Here is a 17,553-nt window from a genome sequence, read left to right as displayed (position 1 = left end):
GCGCAACCCCGTGCGCGGACGGGAATGACGGGGCAGGATCGTAGGCTCGATACGGCGGGCCCCTCGGCGCCCGCCCGCAGTTGCCCGAGTACGACCCCCAGGACGTCCGTGACCTCCCCCTACCGTCTGGTGCGCAGCCCCCTCGTACCGCCCGCCCCGCCCGAGCTCGACGCGTACCAGCGCGCCGTGGCCGAGCACGCGGGCGGCCCGCTGCTGGTGCTCGCCGGACCGGGGACCGGCAAGACCACCACCCTCGTCGAGGCGGTCGCCCGGCGGATCGAGGGCGGCGCCGACCCCGAGCGGATCCTCGTCCTCACCTTCAGCCGCAAGGCCGCGATGGAACTGCGCGACCGGATGGCCGGCCGGCTCTCCGCCACCGCCGCCGGCTCCCGCGCCGCCGCCCCGCAGGCCACCACCTTCCACTCCTTCTGCTACGCCCTGCTCCGCGCCCACCAGGACCCGGCCGACTACGCCGAGCCGCTGCGCCTGCTCTCCGGCCCCGAGCAGGACGTCATGGTCCGCGAACTGCTCGCCGGCGGCGCCGAGGACGCCCGGCGCGGCCGCTCCCGGATCGCCTGGCCGCTGGACCTGCGCGCCTGCCTCACCACCCGCGGCTTCGCCGACGAGGTCCGCGCCGTGCTCGCCCGCAGCCGGGAGCTCGGCCTCGGCGAGGCCGAGCTGGCCCGCTTCGCCGAGGGCGTCCAGCGGCCCGACTGGGCCGCCGCCGCCCACTTCCTCGCCGACTACCTCGACGTCCTGGACCTGCGCGGCGTCCTCGACTACGCGGAGCTGGTGCACCGCGCGGTGCTGCTCGCCGACCGCCCCGAGGTCGAGCGGAGCCTGCGCGAGCGCTACGACGCCGTCTTCGTCGACGAGTACCAGGACACCGATCCCGCCCAGGTCCGGCTGCTGCACCGGCTCGCCGGCGGCGGGCGCGAACTGGTCGCCGTCGGCGACCCCGACCAGTCCATCTACGCGTTCCGCGGCGCCGACATCAACGGCATCCTGGAGTTCCCGCAGACCTTCCGGCACACCGACGGCCGCCCCGCCGACGTCAAGGTGCTGCGGGTCTCCCGCCGCTCCGGCGCCGTGCTGCTCGCCGCCGCCCGCGAACTCGCCCGCCGGATGCCGATGGGCCGGCTGCCCGCCGACAAGCTCGCCCAGCACCGCACCCCGCTGCCCGCCCGGGAGGGCGGCCGGGTCGAGGTCTACACCTACCCGACGCCCGGCGCCGAGCTGGACTCGGTCGCCGACCTGCTGCGCCGCGCCCACCTGGAGGACGGCGTGCCGTGGGGTGAGATGGCCGTCCTGGTCCGGGCCGGCGCCCGGTCCATCCCCGGCGTGCGGCGGGCGCTCGGCGCGGCCGGCGTCCCGCTGGAGATCGACGGCGACGACCTGCCGCTGCGCGAGGAGCCGGCCGTCGCCCAGCTGCTGCTCGCCCTGCGGGTCTGCGCCGAGCAGGCCGTCCACGACCGGCGGGACGACCGGGACGACGGGGGCAGCAGGGATGACGGGGACGGCGGGGACGGCGGGGACGATCGGGACGGTGCGGACGCCGCGGGCCCGGGGGCGCCCGACCCGCTCACCACCGACCTCGCCCACGCCCTGCTCACCGGCCCGCTCGGCGGCCTCGACGGCGCCGACCTGCGCCGCCTCGGCCGCACCCTGCGCGAGGAGGAGCGCACCGCCCTGCGCGCCGAGGCCGCGAACGGCGGCGCCCCGGCCGCGGTGCCCCGCCCGGCCGGCGAACTCCTGCGCGAGGCCCTCGCCGAACCCGAGCGCCTCGTCGTCGTCGACGCCCCGTACGCCCGCCGCGCCCACGACCTCGCCACCCTGCTGCGCAAGGTCCGCGAGTCCCTGGCCGGCGGCTGCACCGCCGAGGACGCCCTCTGGCAGCTGTGGGACGGCTCCCGCCGCTGGCGCGAACGCCTGGAGCGGGCCGCCCTGCGCGGCGGCGCCGCCGGCCGCGACCTCGACGCGGTCTGCGCCCTGTTCGAGACCGCCGCCCGCGCCGAGGAGCAGGTCACCGGCCACCGCGGCGCCCTCGACCTGCTCGCCGAGCTGGAGGCCCAGGACATCGCCGCCGACACCCTCACCGTGCGCACCGTGCGCCCCGAGGCCGTCCGGCTGATGACCGCCCACCGCGCCAAGGGCCTGGAGTGGCGCCTGGTCGTCGTCGCCGGCGTCCAGGACGGCCTGTGGCCCGACCTGCGCCGCCGCGGCTCCCTGCTGGAGGCCGACCGGATCGGCCGCGACGGCCTCGCCGAACCGCTCACCCCCGCCGCCCTGCTCGCCGAGGAGCGCCGCCTCTTCTACGTCGCCGCCACCCGCGCCAAGGACCGGCTCGTCGTCACCGCCGTCAAGGCCCCCGCCGACGACGGCGACCAGCCGTCCCGCTTCCTGCGCGAGCTCTACCGCGAGGACGTCGACCCCAGGACCGGCCGCGTCCTGCGCCGCACCCCGCCGGTCACCGTCGAGGACGTCACCCACCGCCCGCGCCGCCCGCTCGCCGTGCCCGCACTGGTCGCCGAGCTGCGCGCGGTCACCGTCGACCCCGCCCGCTCGCCCGAACTGCGCCGCGCCGCCGCCGAACGGCTCGCCACCCTCGCCCTCGCCACCGACGACGAGGACCGCCCGCTGGTGCCCGCCGCTCGCCCCGAGACCTGGTGGGGCCTGGAGGACCCCACCGCCGCCCCCGACCCGCTGCGTTCCGCCGACCTGCCGGTGCGGCTGTCCGGCAGCGGCCTGGAACAGCTGGAGGACTGCTCGCTGCAGTGGTTCCTCGACAAGGAGGTCAAGGCCCGCGGCGCCTCCTCCGCCGCACAGGGCTTCGGCAACGTCGTGCACGCCCTCGCCGACGAGGTCGGCTCCGGCCGCACCCCCGCCGACCTCGCCGTCCTCATGGAACGCCTGGACACCGTCTGGGACGCGCTGGCCTTCGACGCGCCGTGGAAGTCCCAGCAGGAGAAGACCGAGGCCCGCGCCGCCCTGGAGCGCTTCCTCACCTGGCACGTGATGGCCCGCGGCCGCGACGTCGTCGCCACCGAGCACGGCTTCGACGTCACCCTCGACGCCGGCGGCGTCGAGGTGCGCATCCGCGGCTCGATGGACCGCGTCGAGAAGGACGAGGCCGGCCGCGCCTACGTCGTCGACTTCAAGACCGGCAAGCAGGCGCCCTCCGACAGGTCCCTGCCCGAGCACAAGCAGCTCGCCGTCTACCAGCTCGCCGTCCGCTCCGGCGCCCTCAACGGGCTGCCCGGCTTCGACGCCGCCGCCGCCGAGTCCGGCGGCGCCGAGCTCGTCCAGCTGCGCAAGCCCGACAGGGCCGTCGCCGACGCGCCCAAGGTGCAGCGCCAGGACCCGCCCGAGGGCGAGCCGTGGATCGAGAACCTGCTCGCCGACGCCGCGGGGCGGATCCTCGCCGAGCGGTTCGTCCCGCAGACCGGCGGCGGCTGCGACCGCTGCGCCTTCCGCCGCAGCTGCTCCGCCCAGCGCGACGGCGCCCAGCTCGTCGAGTAGCCGCCGGGAACGTACCCCCGGCCCGGTGTGGCGGACGCGGCACGTGGCCGTCGCCACAGCGGCTCCCGGCTGTCGGCGCCCCCGGCTACCGTTGCGTGGTGACCGCCGTGCTCAGCCATCCCGACCAGCTCAAGGAACTGCTGGGCATCCCCTTCAACCGGGAGCAGATGGCCGCCATCGGCGCCCCGCTGCGTCCGGCCGTCATCGTCGCCGGCGCAGGCTCCGGCAAGACCACCGTGATGGCCGCCCGGGTCGTCTGGCTGGTCGGCTCCGGCGCCGTCCGCCCCGAACAGGTCCTCGGCCTCACCTTCACCAACAAGGCCGCCGGTGAACTCGCCGAACGCGTCCGCGCCTCCCTGCACCGGCTGGGGGCACCCCGGGCCGACGGCTGGGGGGGTGCCGCCGACCCCGACGACGGCGAGGTGCTCGGCGAGCCCGAGATCTCCACCTACCACGCCTTCGCCGGCCGCCTGCTCAAGGAGCACGGCCTGCGCATCGGCATCGAACCCGACACCCGGCTGCTCGCCGACGCCACCCGCTTCCAGCTCGCCGCCAAGGTGCTGCGCACCGCCCGCGGCCCGTTCCCCGCCCTCACCGGCACCTTCACCAACCTGGTCGCCGACCTCACCGCCCTCGACGGCGAACTCGCCGAACACCTCGTCGACCCCGCCGTCCTGCGTGCCTTCGACGAGGACCTGCTCGACACCCTCGCCGGCGTGCGGCTCAGCAACGAGGACCTGCGGGCCGTGCCCGCCACCGCCCGCGCCCGGCTGGAACTGCTGCGCCTCGTCGAGGACTACCGGCGCCGCAAGAGGGCCGCCGGACTGATGGACTTCGGCGACCAGATCGCCGCCGCCGCCCGCCTCGCCCAGCAGCGCCCCGAGGTCGGCGCCCTGCTGCGCGACCAGTACCGGGTGGTGCTGCTCGACGAGTACCAGGACACCTCCGTCGCCCAGCGGCTGATGCTCGCCGGCCTGTTCGGCGCCGGCCCGGACGGCACCGCCCCCGGCCACCCGGTCACCGCCGTCGGCGACCCCTGCCAGGCCATCTACGGCTGGCGCGGCGCCTCCGTCGCCAACCTCGACGAGTTCCCCCGCCACTTCCCGAACGCCGACGGCGCCCCCGCCGACCGGTACGCGCTCAGCGAGAACCGCCGCAGCGGCGGGCGGCTGCTCGCCTTCGCCAACGAGCTCGCGGCCCCGCTGCGCGCGATGCACGAGGGCGTGGAGGCGCTGCGCCCCGCCCCCGGCGCCGAGTCCGACGGCCTGGTGCGGGCCGCGCTGCTGCCCACCCACGCCGAGGAGATCGACTGGCTCGCCGACGAGATCGACCACCTGGTGCGCACCGGCACCGCCCCCGGCCGGATCGCCGTGCTGTGCCGGGGCGGCGCGGCCTTCCCCGACGTGCACGCGGCGCTGGTCGCCCGGGACGTGCCGGTCGAGGTGGTCGGCCTCGGCGGGCTGCTCCACCTGCCCGAGGTCGCCGACCTGGTCGCGGTCTGCGAGGTGCTCCAGGACCCGACCGCCAACGCCGCCCTGGTCCGGCTGCTGATCGGCCCGCGCTGGCGGATCGGCCCGCGCGACCTCGCCCTGCTCGGCCGGCGCGCCGCCGAACTCGTCCGCACCGCGCGCCCCGAGGGCGTCGAGGCGCTGGCCGCCGCCGTCGCCGAGACCGACCCCACCGAGGTCGTCTCGCTCGCCGACGCCCTGGAGACCTTCCTGGACACGCAGGAGGCCGACGAGCTGCCCTTCTCCGCCGAGGCCCGGGTCCGCTTCGCCCGGCTCGCCCGCGAACTGCGCGAGCTGCGCCGCTCGCTCGCCGAACCGCTGATGGACGTGCTGCACCGGGTCCTCGCCGTCACCGGCCTGGAGGTCGAACTCGCCGCCTCCCCGCAGGCGCTGGCCGCCCGCCGCCGGGAGACCCTGCACGCCTTCCTCGACGTCGCCGCCTCCTTCGCCGACCTCGACGGCGACCCCGGCCTCGCCGCCTTCCTCGGCTTCCTGCGCGCCGCCCAGGAGCACGACCGCGGCCTGGACGCGGGCCTGCCTGGTGGCGAGGACACCGTCAAGGTCCTCACCGCGCACAAGTCCAAGGGCCTGGAGTGGGACGTCGTCGCCGTCCCCGGCCTGGTCAAGGGCGCCTTCCCGTCCTCCTCCCCGCGCGAGCGCTGGACCAGCACCAAGCGCGTCCTGCCGCACGCCCTGCGCGGCGACGCCGCCACCCTGCCCGATGTGCGCGGCGGCTGGAACGCCAAGGCGATGAAGGAGTTCAAGGCCGCCCTCGCCGAGCACTCCGCCACCGAGGAGCTGCGCCTGGGCTACGTCGCCTTCACCCGCCCGCGCGCCCTGCTGCTCGCCTCCGGCCACTGGTGGGGGCCCAGCCAGAAGTCCCCGCGCGGCCCGTCGGCCTTCCTGGAGCAGCTGCGCGGGCACGCCGAGCGGCCCGGCGACGGCGAGGTCGCCGCCTGGGCCGAGCCGCCCGCCGAGGGAGCGGAGAACCCGGCGCTCGCCGCGCCCGTCGAACGCCCCTGGCCGCTGCCGCTGGACCCGGCCGCCCAGCGGGCCCGCCGCCGGGTCGCCGAGGTCGTGCACCGCCGGCTGGCCGGGGCGCCCGCCCCCGAGCCCGAGCCGATGGCCCCCGAGGACCGCCGGCTCGTGGAGTCCTGGGACCGCGACCTGACCGCGCTGGTCGGCGAGTTGGAGCGCTCCCGCACCCGGGTGCGGCAGGTGCCGCTGCCCGCCTCGCTCTCCGCCACCCAGCTGATGCGCCTGGCGGCCGACCCGGACGGCTTCGCCCACGACCTCGCCCGCCCGATGCCCCGCCCGCCGCAGCCCGCCGCCCGGCGCGGCACCCGCTTCCACGCCTGGGTGCAGTCCCGGATCGAACCGCTGATGCTGATCGGGCCGGGCGCGCTGCCCGGCGCCGACGACGACGGCATCGAGGACGAGCAGGACCTCGAACGCCTCAAGGAGGCCTTCCTGCGCACCCCCTACGCGCACCGCGAGCCGCTGCGCGTCGAGGCGCCGTTCCAGCTGGTGCTGGCGGGGCGGGTGGTGCGCGGCCGGATCGACGCGGTCTATCGTGGGAGTGACGACGGGTCAGAAATGGGCGGCGCGTCACGCTACGAAGTGGTGGACTGGAAGACGCACCGCGAGGAGACCGCCGATCCGCTCCAACTCGCCGTCTACCGACTGGCCTGGGCCGAACAGGCGGGCGTTCCGCCGGAGCAGGTCACGGCCTCGTTCCTGTACGTCCGCAGCGGCCGGATCGAACAACCCGCAGGACTTCCCGGCCGAAAAGAGTTGGAACGGCTCCTGATCGGGAACAGTGAAGAATGAGTCACGGAGAGCATTCAAGTCATCACGGCATCGGGCGAAACCTGTGCGTAGTGCACGTTTCGCGCATATTGTGGGGTCGGTAACCGGTCAACCCCCGTGCTCCGGCCGCCAGCGAGGCCCGCATTCCCCAACCCTCAGTCATCACCGCAGGTGCCCCTGGGCATCGGCGTCTTCTGCTGGAGAACCGAAGTTGAGCGCGACCGGATGGATCAGAGAACGGTTCGCCGGGCCGACCCCGGGGGCCGCACCCGGCGAGACCGGCACCTGGCCGAGGACGGCACTGTCGCTGCCGTTCATCGGCATGGTGCTGGTCGTCGTCCTCGACTACTTCACCGACGCCGCGGTGACCGTCGAACCGGCGCTCACCGCCGTCCCCGCGCTGGCCGCCGTGGTCAGCCGACGCACCTGGTACCCCCTCGCCATCGGCGCCTGCACCGAGGCCGCCGCCTTCCTGATGGCCTTCCGCAACGACGTGCTCGGCGAGTCCGTGCACAGCGCCACCGTCTTCGCCATCGTCCTCGTCGCCGCGATCGGCTGGGTCAGCGCCACCCTGAGGCTGCGCCAGGAGCGGCTGCTCGCCGACGCCCAGCTCGTCGCCTCGATCGCCCGGCGCGTCCTGCTGCGCCCCGTACCCGACCGCGTCGGCACCGTCCGCGCCGCCGTCCACTACGCCGCCGCCGCCGCCCACGCCCGCATCGGCGGCGACCTCTACGAGGTCGTCAACACCCGGCACGGCGTGCGCGCCGTCGTCGGCGACGTGCGCGGCAAGGGCCTGGGCGCCGTCGAGACCGCCGCCGCCGTGCTCGGCGCCTTCCGCGAGGCCGCCCACCAGGAGGCCGCCCTCGACAAGGTCGCCGGCTGGCTCGCCGACAGCCTCGACCGCGCCCTGGACGAGAACGACCACCCCGGCGTCGAGGAGGAGTTCGTCACCCTCGTCCTCATCGGCGTGGGCCACGACGGCACCGCCGAGATCGTCAACTGCGGCCACCCCGCCCCGCTGCTGCTGCGCGGCACCGAGGCCGCCCGCCCGCTCGAACTCGCCGAGACGGTGCCCCCGCTCGGCGTCCTCGACCCCGCCGACGTCCGCCCCCCGGTCCACCGCGTCCCGCTGCACCCCGGCGACCGCGTCCTGCTCTTCACCGACGGCGTCATCGAGGCCCGCGACCGGGCCGGCGCCTTCTACCCGCTCGCCGAACGCCTTCCGCGCTGCGCCCACGGCGGCGGCCCCGTCGACGTGCTGCGCCGGCTGCACGAGGACGTGGTGCGCCACGTCGGGCGCCAACTCGGCGACGACGCCGCCATGCTGCTCCTCCAGTACGAGCCGCCCCCGGCCGCCGACCGCCCGCAGGCCGCCGCCGCGGCGGCCGCCCCCGCCGATCCTGCCCGCCCGCTCACCCCGCCCGCCCCGACCGCCCCGCACGTCCCCCAGCAGAACGGGCACCTGTCCCGGCAGTGACCGGCCCCTCCTACAGCGACACCCGCACCACCAGCGGCCGGTGGTCCGACACCCCCGCGCGCGGGGCGGACGCCGCCCCCACCGCGGAGCGCGGCACCCCCACCGCCAGCACGTGGTCGAACTGCACGGCCGGGCGGTGCGACGGGTAGGTCGGCGTGCGGACCAGGTCCGACCAGCCCTGCAGCCGCGCCCGCGGCTCCCGCACCCGCCGCCGGCGCGGCTCCACCAGCGCCGGCCGGGCCCGGCGGGCCGCCCGCAGCTCCCGCACCCGCGCCCGCGGCGCCGACCGCTCCAGCGCGCTCGCCCCGCCCAGCACCGTGCGCGGCACCGCGCCCACCAGGTTGAAGTCCCCCAGCACCAGGTACGGCTGCGGCAGGTCGGCGATCCACCGGCGGATCGCCGCCAGCTGTGCCATGTTCCAGCCCGGCACGAACGACAGGTGCGCGGCCACCACCGTGAACGGGCCGTGCTCGCCCTCCAGGACGGCCGCCAGCGCCGCCCGGGGCTCGTCCGGCACCGGCGTCAGCCCGCGCCGCCCGGCCACCCGCAGCGGCAGCCCGAACGGCGCCGCGGCGAACCGGCGGGCCCGCCAGTGCCGCACCGGCAGCCGCGTCAGCAGCGCCGTGCCGTACGCGGGCGGGGCGCCGTCGCCGACCTCGTCCGGCCCGTACACCCGGATCCCGGCGGGCGCCGAGGCCTCCGGCAGCCAGCCGGCCACCGGCGCGGGCCGGCCGTGCAGGGCGGCGGCGAACCGCCAGTCCTTCGCGCCCATCGCGGCGGCGGCGACGGCGGCCTGGTCGGTGCCGCCGGAGCGGGCCTGGCCGCGGTCCACCTCCTGGAGCGCGAGCACGTCGGCGTCCAGCTCGGCCACCGCCTGCGCGAGCGGTCCGCCGGGGTCGGCGGGGAAGGGCCGCGGGGCGCCGTCGGGCGCGAGCGGCTGACCGTGCAACAGATTGAAGGTGGCGATGCGCAACTGGCTCACGCCCCCCGACGTTACCCGCCGCCGGTGACGGCCGGACCTCCGGGCGGACCTCCGGGCGGACCTCCCGGCTTGACCCGTCGAGCATACCGGGTATACATACTCGGTATGTCCATCCGTCACGGCCTGCTCGCCCTGCTCGACCAGGGGCCGCGCTACGGCTACCAACTGAGAACCGAGTTCGAGGCGCGCACCGGCGCCACCTGGCCGCTCAACGTCGGCCAGGTCTACACCACCCTCGCCCGCCTGGAGCGCGACGGACTGGTCGTCCCCGCCGGGGAGGACGAGGAGGGGCACCAGTTCTACGCCGCCACCGACGCCGGCCGGGCCGAACTGCGCGCCTGGTTCGACACCCCGGTGCCGCGCACCAACCCGCCCCGGGACGAACTCGCCATCAAGCTCGCCATGGCCGTCACCGTCCCCGGCGTCGACGTGCCCGCGGTCGTCCAGGGCCAGCGCCGGCACAGCATCAGGGCGCTCCAGGACTACACCCGGCTGAAGGGCCGCGCCCTGGCCGGCGAGGCCCGCCCCGGCGGCGCCGCGGAGCCCGGCTCCGACCTGGCCTGGCTGCTCGTCCTCGAACAGCTGATCTTCCAGACCGAGGCCGAGATCCGCTGGCTCGACCACTGCGAGACCCGGCTCGCCCAGCACGCCGAGGTTGAACAGGCCCGGGCCGCCGAGGCCCGCGCCGACGACGGCCCGCCCGCGCCCAGCCGGTTCGGGCGCCGCCGCAGCAAGGCCTGAACCGCCCGGGGGCCCGGCTCCGTCCGAACCGCACGAACCGCATGAACCGCACGAACCGTGCCAACCGCACGAACCACCCGAACCACGCGAACCACCGGCCCGCGACGCGCCCTCGCGCGACGGGCCCCACCACAGCAGGGGGAAACGTGTCCCACACCGGTCCGAGCACGAACGGCGCCACCGCCGTTCTGCACCTGGACAACGTCACCCGGGTCCACGGACAGGGCGCCGCCGAGGTCCAGGCGCTGCGCGGCGTCGACCTCAAGGTCCACCCCGGCGAGTTCGTTGCCGTCATGGGCCCCTCCGGCTCCGGCAAATCCACCCTGCTGACCCTCGCCGGCGGCCTCGACACGCCCAGCACCGGCCAGGTCCTGGTGGAGGGCGTCTCCCTCGGCGGACTCAGCCGCAAGCGGCTCGCCGAGGTCCGCCGCCGCTCCGTCGGCTACGTCTTCCAGGACTACAACCTCATCCCGGCCCTCACCGCCGCCGAGAACATCTCGCTGCCGCGCGAACTCGACGGCCTGTCCACCCGCGCCGCCCGCCGCGAGGCCCTCGCGGCCCTGGAGGAACTCGGCATCCCCGAACTCGCCGACCGCTTCCCCGACGACATGTCCGGCGGCCAGCAGCAGCGCGTCGCCATCGCCCGCGCGCTCATCGGCGACCGCCGCCTCGTCCTCGCCGACGAACCCACCGGCGCCCTCGACTCCACCACCGGCGAGGCCGTCCTCGCCGTGCTGCGCGCCCGCTGCGACACCGGCGCCGCCGCCATGATGGTGACCCACGAGCCCCGGCACGCCGCCTGGGCCGACCGCGTCGTCTTCCTGCGCGACGGCCGGATGGTCGACGAGAGCGCCAGCCAGGACGCCGGCAGCCTGCTCGTCGCCGCCGCCGCCAACGCGAAGGGCCCGGTGGGGGAGTGAAGCTCGGTTCCTGGCGGGTCGCCCTGCGCATCGCCCGCCGCGACGCCCTGCGCGCCAAGGGCCGCAGCGCCCTCGTCGTCGCCATGGTCGCCCTGCCCGTCCTCGGCGTCACCGGCGCCGACGTGTTCTTCCGCAGCGCCGAACTCGACCCCGCCGAGAAGATCGAGCGCACCATGGGCCAGGCCGCCGCCTCCCTGGAGATCCTCGACCGCGGCGCCATCGTCCTGCAGACCCCCGACCCCGACGTGGACCGCAGGATCGCCACCGTCGACGAGACGAAGAAGGAGAACGGCAAGCCCGTCCTCACCCCCGAGCAGCAGCGCGGCCTCGACACCGCGCCCGCCGACCTCGCCGGGCAGCTGCTGCCCGGCGCCACCCTCGTGCCGCTGCGCGAAGGCCCCTACATCACCACCAGCACCGCCGAGGGCCTCGCCAACGTCCGGGTCACCGAACTCGACCTCGCCGACCCGGTCTGGCACGGCCGCTACGACGTGGTCAAGGGCCGGGCCCCCAGCGCCGACCACGAGGTCGCCGTCACCCAGGCCTTCCTCGACAGCTCCGGGCTGAGGATCGGCGACCGCACCTCCCCGCGCGGCCTCGAAGCCACCCCGTACACCATCACCGGCGTCGCCGAGCACCCCGGCGACCTGCGCGGCGCCGGGCTGTTCGCCCGCCCCGGCGCCCTGATCGACCCGCTCGCCAAGCTGCCCGGCGCCGACCCCGGCCCGCGCGGACGCACCTCCGTCAGCGAGGAGGTCAACCGCTGGCTCGTCAAGCTCCCGGCCGGGACCACCCTCGACTGGCCCAAGGTCGTGGAGCTCAACAAGTACGGCTTCCTCGTCGCCTCCCGCGCCGTGATCCTCGACCCGCCGCCCCGCTCCGAGGTGCCGTTCTACGTCGACCAGGACAGCCGGGGCAGTAGCAGCCCCACCCCGTTCCTCGACCGGACCTCCGTCGTCATCCTCGGCACCGTCATGGGCATGGCCCTGCTGGAGATCGTCCTGCTCGCCGGCCCGGCCTTCGCCGTCGGCGCCCGCCGCTCCCGCCGCCAGCTCGGCCTGCTCGCCGCCGGCGGCGGCGACCGCGCCCAGGTGCGCGCCGTCGTCCTCGGCGGCGGCGTCGTCCTCGGCCTCACCGGCGCCGCCGTCGGCCTCGCCCTCGGCATCGGCCTGGTCGCGCTGCTGCGCACCCGGGCCGAGGAGTTCTCCGGCGAACGCTTCGGCCACTTCGACCTCCAGCCGCTCGACCTGCTCGGCATCGCCCTGATCGGCCTCGTCACCGGCCTGCTGGCCGCCGTCGTGCCCGCCGTCCAGGCCTCCCGGCAGGACGTCGTCGCCGCCCTCACCGGCCGCGACACCCTCAAGCCGCCCAGCCGGCGGCTCGCCCTGCTCGGCCTGCTGATGCTCGGCGGCGGCTCCGCCCTCGCCCTGCTCGGCGCCACCGGCGACTTCGGCGGCCGCTCCCTCAGCGTCCTCGGCGGCTCGGCCATCGCCGAACTCGGCATGGTCGCCCTCGCCCCCTACCTGGTCGGCCTCTTCGGCCGGCTCGGCCGCTGGCTGCCGCTCGGCCCCCGCCTCGCGCTGCGCGACTCGGTGCGCCACCGCGGCCGCACCGCCCCCGCCGTCGCCGCCGTCATGGCCGCCGTCGCCGGGTCCGTGGCCGTCGGCGTCTACACCGTCAGCGCCGACGAGGAGCAGCGCCGCCAGTACATCGCCTCCGGCCCCGACCACTCCGTCATCCTCTCCGCCGGCTGGGGCGCCGGCTCCGACGGCTCGCTGCTCCCGCAGATGCGCGGCGCCGTGCAGAACACCGTCCCCGGGCTGGGCAGCCGCGCCGACGTCCAGCGCGTCAACTACCAGGGCGACTGCATGGTCAGCCGCAACGGCCTCTGCGGCTGGGCCACGCTCGTCATGCCCGAGGAGCGCCGCTGCCCCGCCTGGGGCCGCCACAGCATGGAGGTCGGCCAGGAGGAACGCGAGCGGCTCGCCCGTGAGGACCCGCGCTGCCGGGAGGACCGCATCTCCCGCGGCAGCCCCTTCGGGATGGTCCAGGCCGGCGACGGCGCCCTGCTGCGCAACCTCTACGACGTCACCGACCAGGCGGCCGTCCAGGCCCTCGCGGCCGGCAAGGCCGTCGTCTTCGACGAGCGCTACATCAAGGACGGCAAGGCCATCCTGGAGCTCACCGAGCCGAGGAACGAGAACACCCCGGAGGCCGAACCGGTCATCCACCCGGTCACCGTCGACGCCCATCTCGCCGTCTCCCCCCTGGGCGGCACCGCCCAGGTGGTGCTCAACCCCGACACCGCGCAGCGCCTCGGCCTCACCACCCGCGACGTCGGCTCGGTGTGGCGGCCCGACGGCCCGACCGCCGACGCCGCGGAGCAGAAGGCCCGCGCCGAGCTCGCCAAGCTCTCCGACGGCATCCAGTTCGACATCGAACGCGGCTACCAGTCCCCGGGCGATCTCATCACCCTGGGCCTGACCGTGTTCGCCGGGCTGGTCGCCCTCGGCGCCGCCGGCATCGCCACCGGCCTCGCCGCCGCCGACTCCCAGCGCGACCTGACCACCCTCGCGGCGGTCGGCGCCGCGCCCCGGATCCGGCGCACCCTGTCCGGCTTCCAATGCGGCGTCATCGCCGCCATGGGGGCCGTGCTCGGCACCGTCGCCGGAATCGTGCCCGCGATCGCGCTGCGCAAGGTGGAGGCAGCCGCCGAGGCCTACCCCGGGATGAGCCTCCAGGAACAGGCGGCCAAGGGCATCGTGGTGTTCCCCTGGCTCAACATCGGGGGCACCGTGATCCTGCTGCCGCTGCTCGCGGTGGCGCTGGCCGCGCTGCTCACCCGCTCGCGGATCTCGCTGCTGCGCCGTACCGGCTGAGCCGCTCGCGCCGTCCCGCCCCGGTCACCCCGGACGCCCGCGCGCGTCCGGGGTGACGGACGTAACAGGCCCTGCGGTGCCCACCCTTCGGGACCGGGGCCATGGGCGGGCGTCCGGGCGAACTACAGTCGTCCGTATGACGAGAACTCCGGACAGTGTCGTCCGCTCCTTCATCGACCAGCACCGGCCCGCCTTCCTCGCGGACCTCGCGGACTGGCTCCGCATCCCCTCGGTGTCCGCCGACCCCGGCCGCGCCGGGGACGTCCGGCGCTCCGCCGAGTGGCTGGCCGCCAAGCTGCGCGACACCGGCTTCCCGGTGGCCGAGGTCTGGGAGACGGACGGCCTGCCGGCGGTCTTCGCCGAGTGGCCCTCCGGGGACCCGGACGCGCCGACCGTTCTCGTCTACGGCCACCACGACGTGCAGCCGGCCGCCCGGGAGGACGGCTGGGCGACCGAGCCGTTCGAGCCGACCGTGGTCGGCAACCGGCTGTACGCCCGGGGCGCCGCCGACGACAAGGGCCAGGTGTTCTTCCACACCCTCGGCGTGCGCGCCCACCTGGCCGCCACCGGCCGCACCGCGCCGGCCGTCAACCTCAAGCTGCTGGTCGAGGGCGAGGAGGAGTCCGGCTCCCCGCACTTCGCCGACCTGGTCCGCCGCGAGGCCGGCCGGCTGGCCGCCGACGTCGTGATCATCTCGGACACCGGCATGTGGTCCGAGACCACGCCGACCGTCTGCACCGGCATGCGGGGCCTGGCCGACGCCCAGATCGACCTGTACGGGCCGGACACCGACATCCACTCCGGCTCCTTCGGCGGCGCCGTGCCCAACCCGGCCGCCGTCGCCGCCGAGCTGGCCGCGGGCCTGCACGACGCCGACCACAGGGTCGCCGTCCCCGGCTTCTACGACGGCGTGGTCGAACTGACCGACCGCGAGCGCGCGCTCTTCGCCGAGCTGCCCTTCGACGAGGCGTCCTGGCTGCGGACCGCCAAGTCGTACGGCACCCGCGGCGAGGCCGGCTACTCCACCCTGGAGCGGATCTGGGCCCGCCCGACCGCCGAGGTCAACGGCATCTGGGGCGGCTACACCGGCCCCGGCGGCAAGACCATCGTGCCCGCCTCGGCCCACCTGAAGCTGTCCTTCCGGCTGGTCGCCGGGCAGGAGGTGGAGAAGGTCCGCGAGGCCGTCCGCGCCTGGGTGGCCGACCGGGTGCCCGAGGGCATCCGGTACGAGCTGGTCTTCCCGGGCGCGACCCGCCCCTGCCTGACCCCGCTCGACCACCCGGCGCTGCAGTCCACCGTCCGGGCGATGGGCCGGGCCTTCGAGCAGAAGATCCTGTTCACCCGTGAGGGCGGTTCCGGCCCGGCCGCCGACCTGCAGGACGTGCTCGGCGCGCCGGTGCTGTTCCTCGGCATCTCGGTGCCCTCGGACGGCTGGCACTCGGTGGACGAGAAGGTCGAGCTGGACCTGCTGGCCAAGGGCGTCGAGACCGCCGCCTACCTGTGGGCCGACCTGGCCGAGAACTGGCGGCCGGGCGGCGAGCGCGCGTGAACCGCGGGCGGGCGCGGGCGGACCGGTGGCGGGCGCGCCCCGATCCGGCCGTCCGCGCCGACCCGAACGTGGGACCCGAACCGTCCGGAAGACTCATCACGTGGGGATGGAAGAGTTGAACACCGTGCCTGAGACCGAACACCCGCTGCACCTGGCGCTGGCCCGAGCCGGGGTGGACCGGGCGGCCCAGCACCGGTTCGACGAGCCCTGGCTGGCGGCCGCGTGGAGCCACCCGTCCACCAAGGTGCTGCCGATCGCCGGCGGCGAGGCGTTCGTGGTGGACACCGGGCAGGGGACCGAACTGGTCCTGCTGCCCTCCTTCGAGGCGCCGCAGACCGGTGACCGGTACTTCCTCGGCACCGACGAGGACGGCGTCTCCTACTTCGCGCTGGCCGGCGAGAGCCTGCCGGGCCGGCTGGACGGCGACGCCCGCCCGGCCGGGCTGCGCGAGGTCGGGGCGCTGCTCTCGGACCGGGACGCGGGGCTGCTGGTGCACGCCGTCGCGCTGGAGCACTGGCACCGGCTGCACAGCTTCTGCTCGCGCTGCGGCCACCCGACCGAGAAGGCCGGTGCCGGGCACGTGCGGCGCTGCACCTCCTGCGCGGCCGAGCACTACCCGCGCACCGACCCGGCGGTGATCATGCTGATCACCGACGAGCAGGACCGCTGCCTGCTCGGCCGCCAGGCGCTGTGGCCGGAGGGCCGCTGGTCGACGCTGGCCGGCTTCGTCGAGCCGGGGGAGTCGATCGAGCAGGCGGTGGTGCGCGAGGTGGGGGAGGAGGCCGGGGTGCGGGTCGCCGATGTCTCCTACGTGGCCAGCCAGCCGTGGCCCTTCCCGTCCAGCCTGATGCTGGGCTTCCTGGGCCGGGCGCACCCGGAGGGCACCACGATCACGGTGGACGGCGAGGAGCTGGCGGAGGCGCGCTGGTTCTCCCGGGAGGAGCTGCGGGCGGGCATGGCGGCGGGGGAGATCCTGCCGCCGTCCGGGATCTCGATCGCCCGGCACCTGGTCGAGGTCTGGTACGGCGAGCCGCTGCCGTCGGCGGCCCGCTGGTAATTCCCGGCGCTTCCCGGGGTGTTCCACGGATTGGGGGCGTGCGGAGTTGATCTGCGCGCCCCCAATTTCCTTTTCGAATCCGTCTCCCCAGGATGTTCGTAACCGGAGCGGCCATGTCCAGTACGGGGCCCGGGCCCCCGTCGAGCGGAGTCACCGATCCCGGTCGACTTTGCCGCAAACGCCTGAAAGCCCCTCACCCGTCTCGCTACATTCACTCGGGTGACAATCCCCCGGGGCACCGCCCAATCCCCCAAATACCAGCGCCTCGCCGCCGACCTGCGCCGCCGGATCGCCGAGGGCGAGTTCACCGCCGCGGCCGCCCTCCCGGTCGAGAGCGAACTGGAACGCCAGTACGGCGTCGCCCGCAACACCGTCCGCCTCGCCGTCGACGTCCTCGTCAACGAAGGCCGGCTGGTCCGCCTCCAGGGCAAGGGCACCTACCTGCGCGAGCACCCCGTGCTCGACCACCGCGCCTACGGGCCCGCCCCCCGCCTCGACCCGCAGGACGCCGCCCCCGACGACTGCCTGGCCGTACCCAGCGCCGTCTACCGCGGCGAGGCCGCCGAGAGCGGGCGCGAACTCACCGTCGACTTCGAGATGATGATCGTCCGGGCCCGCGTCGACATCGCCGAACGGCTCGGACTGCGCCCCGGCGAGGCCATCGTCGTCCGCCGCCAGCTGCGCATGCTCGACCGCGAGCCGTACTCCATCGAGGAGAGCCACTACCGGGCCGGCCTCGCCGCCGGCACCCCGCTGATGGAGCCCGACCAGATCGACGGCGGCGACGAGGCGGTGCTCGCCGCCCTCGGCCGCACCGAGGTCGGCGCCGTCGACCACCTGGTCGCCCGGATGCCCGGGCCTGAGGAGGCCCAGTGGTTCCAGGGCGGGCCCGGGGTGCCGCTGGTGGTCCAGACCCGGGTCACCTACGACCGGCGCGGGCCCGTCCGGGTCATCGAGACCCGCTACTCCGCCGACCGCAGCCGGCTGGTCTACGGCGTCGGCGACCTCGGGGTCCGGGCCTCGCTGCCCGCGCCCGCCGCGCCCGTCGACCCGGCCCGGGCCGACGCGCCGTAGCCGCGGTGGGCGGGCGCACCGGCCCGGCGCCGCGGGGG

Annotated in this window: 10 protein-coding genes; 9 read left to right on the top strand and 1 reads right to left on the bottom strand. The window is 75.9% G+C overall.

The genetic code is table 11. The features are described from left to right. The first annotated feature begins 24 nt into the window (after positions 1-24). The 3 genes from ACFCLZ_RS15825 to ACFCLZ_RS15815 all read left to right on the top strand — a co-directional run bounded on the left by ACFCLZ_RS15825 (position 25) and on the right by ACFCLZ_RS15815 (position 8,313). Positions 25-3,519, top strand: a complete 3,495-nt coding sequence (locus ACFCLZ_RS15825; protein ID WP_380285530.1) for an ATP-dependent helicase — start codon at positions 25-27, stop codon at positions 3,517-3,519. 98 nt (positions 3,520-3,617) lie between these two features. After that, positions 3,618-6,857, top strand: coding sequence for a UvrD-helicase domain-containing protein (locus ACFCLZ_RS15820; RefSeq protein ID WP_380285529.1), 3,240 nt, complete (start codon positions 3,618-3,620; stop codon positions 6,855-6,857). A gap of 190 nt (positions 6,858-7,047) precedes the next feature. Continuing rightward, positions 7,048-8,313, top strand: a complete 1,266-nt coding sequence (locus tag ACFCLZ_RS15815; RefSeq protein WP_380285528.1) for a PP2C family protein-serine/threonine phosphatase — start codon at positions 7,048-7,050, stop codon at positions 8,311-8,313. A 10-nt stretch (positions 8,314-8,323) separates the two neighbouring features. On the opposite strand, the gene ACFCLZ_RS15810 is transcribed toward ACFCLZ_RS15815, so the two are convergent. Then, complete coding sequence (locus ACFCLZ_RS15810; RefSeq protein ID WP_380285527.1) at positions 8,324-9,295, bottom strand: endonuclease/exonuclease/phosphatase family protein; 972 nt, start codon at positions 9,293-9,295, stop codon at positions 8,324-8,326. 105 nt (positions 9,296-9,400) lie between these two features. On the opposite strand from ACFCLZ_RS15810, the gene ACFCLZ_RS15805 reads away from it, so the two are divergent. The 6 genes from ACFCLZ_RS15805 (at position 9,401) to ACFCLZ_RS15780 (ending at position 17,515) form a co-directional block, all read left to right on the top strand. Next, positions 9,401-10,036, top strand: coding sequence for a PadR family transcriptional regulator (locus ACFCLZ_RS15805; protein WP_380285526.1), 636 nt, complete (start codon positions 9,401-9,403; stop codon positions 10,034-10,036). A 146-nt stretch (positions 10,037-10,182) separates the two neighbouring features. Then, positions 10,183-10,956, top strand: coding sequence for an ABC transporter ATP-binding protein (locus ACFCLZ_RS15800; protein WP_380285525.1), 774 nt, complete (start codon positions 10,183-10,185; stop codon positions 10,954-10,956). Continuing rightward, a complete protein-coding gene (locus ACFCLZ_RS15795; RefSeq protein ID WP_380285524.1) occupies positions 10,953-13,835 on the top strand; it encodes an FtsX-like permease family protein in 2,883 nt (960 codons plus the stop codon). Before ACFCLZ_RS15800 ends, ACFCLZ_RS15795 begins: the two co-directional genes overlap by 4 nt. Positions 13,836-13,971: 136 nt before the next feature. Continuing rightward, on the top strand, positions 13,972-15,384 hold the full coding sequence (locus ACFCLZ_RS15790) for a dipeptidase (RefSeq protein ID WP_380285523.1): 1,413 nt from the start codon (positions 13,972-13,974) through the stop codon (positions 15,382-15,384). A gap of 106 nt (positions 15,385-15,490) precedes the next feature. Beyond that, positions 15,491-16,441: an NAD(+) diphosphatase gene (nudC, locus tag ACFCLZ_RS15785; protein WP_380285522.1), complete on the top strand. Its 951-nt coding sequence runs from the start codon at positions 15,491-15,493 to the stop codon at positions 16,439-16,441. Positions 16,442-16,660: 219 nt separating this feature from the next. Continuing rightward, entirely contained in the window at positions 16,661-17,515 is an 855-nt protein-coding gene (locus ACFCLZ_RS15780) for a GntR family transcriptional regulator (protein ID WP_380285521.1), read from the top strand. Positions 17,516-17,553 lie beyond the last annotated feature (38 nt).

Origin of the sequence: Kitasatospora purpeofusca, from assembly GCF_042691725.1 — a bacterium.
In the GTDB taxonomy this organism is placed as follows: domain Bacteria; phylum Actinomycetota; class Actinomycetes; order Streptomycetales; family Streptomycetaceae; genus Kitasatospora; species Kitasatospora purpeofusca_B.
This window is presented reverse-complemented; position numbering and strand designations above follow the sequence as displayed.

Bases quoted from the DNA above. Each gene is read 5' to 3' on its own strand.
- ACFCLZ_RS15825 (WP_380285530.1), top strand. From the start codon at position 25: ATGACGGGGCAGGATCGTAGGCTCGATACGGCGGGCCCCTCGGCGCCC.
- ACFCLZ_RS15805 (WP_380285526.1), top strand. From the start codon at position 9,401: ATGTCCATCCGTCACGGCCTGCTCGCCCTGCTCGACCAGGGGCCGCGC.
- ACFCLZ_RS15790 (WP_380285523.1), top strand. From the start codon at position 13,972: ATGACGAGAACTCCGGACAGTGTCGTCCGCTCCTTCATCGACCAGCAC.
- nudC (WP_380285522.1), top strand. From the start codon at position 15,491: ATGGAAGAGTTGAACACCGTGCCTGAGACCGAACACCCGCTGCACCTG.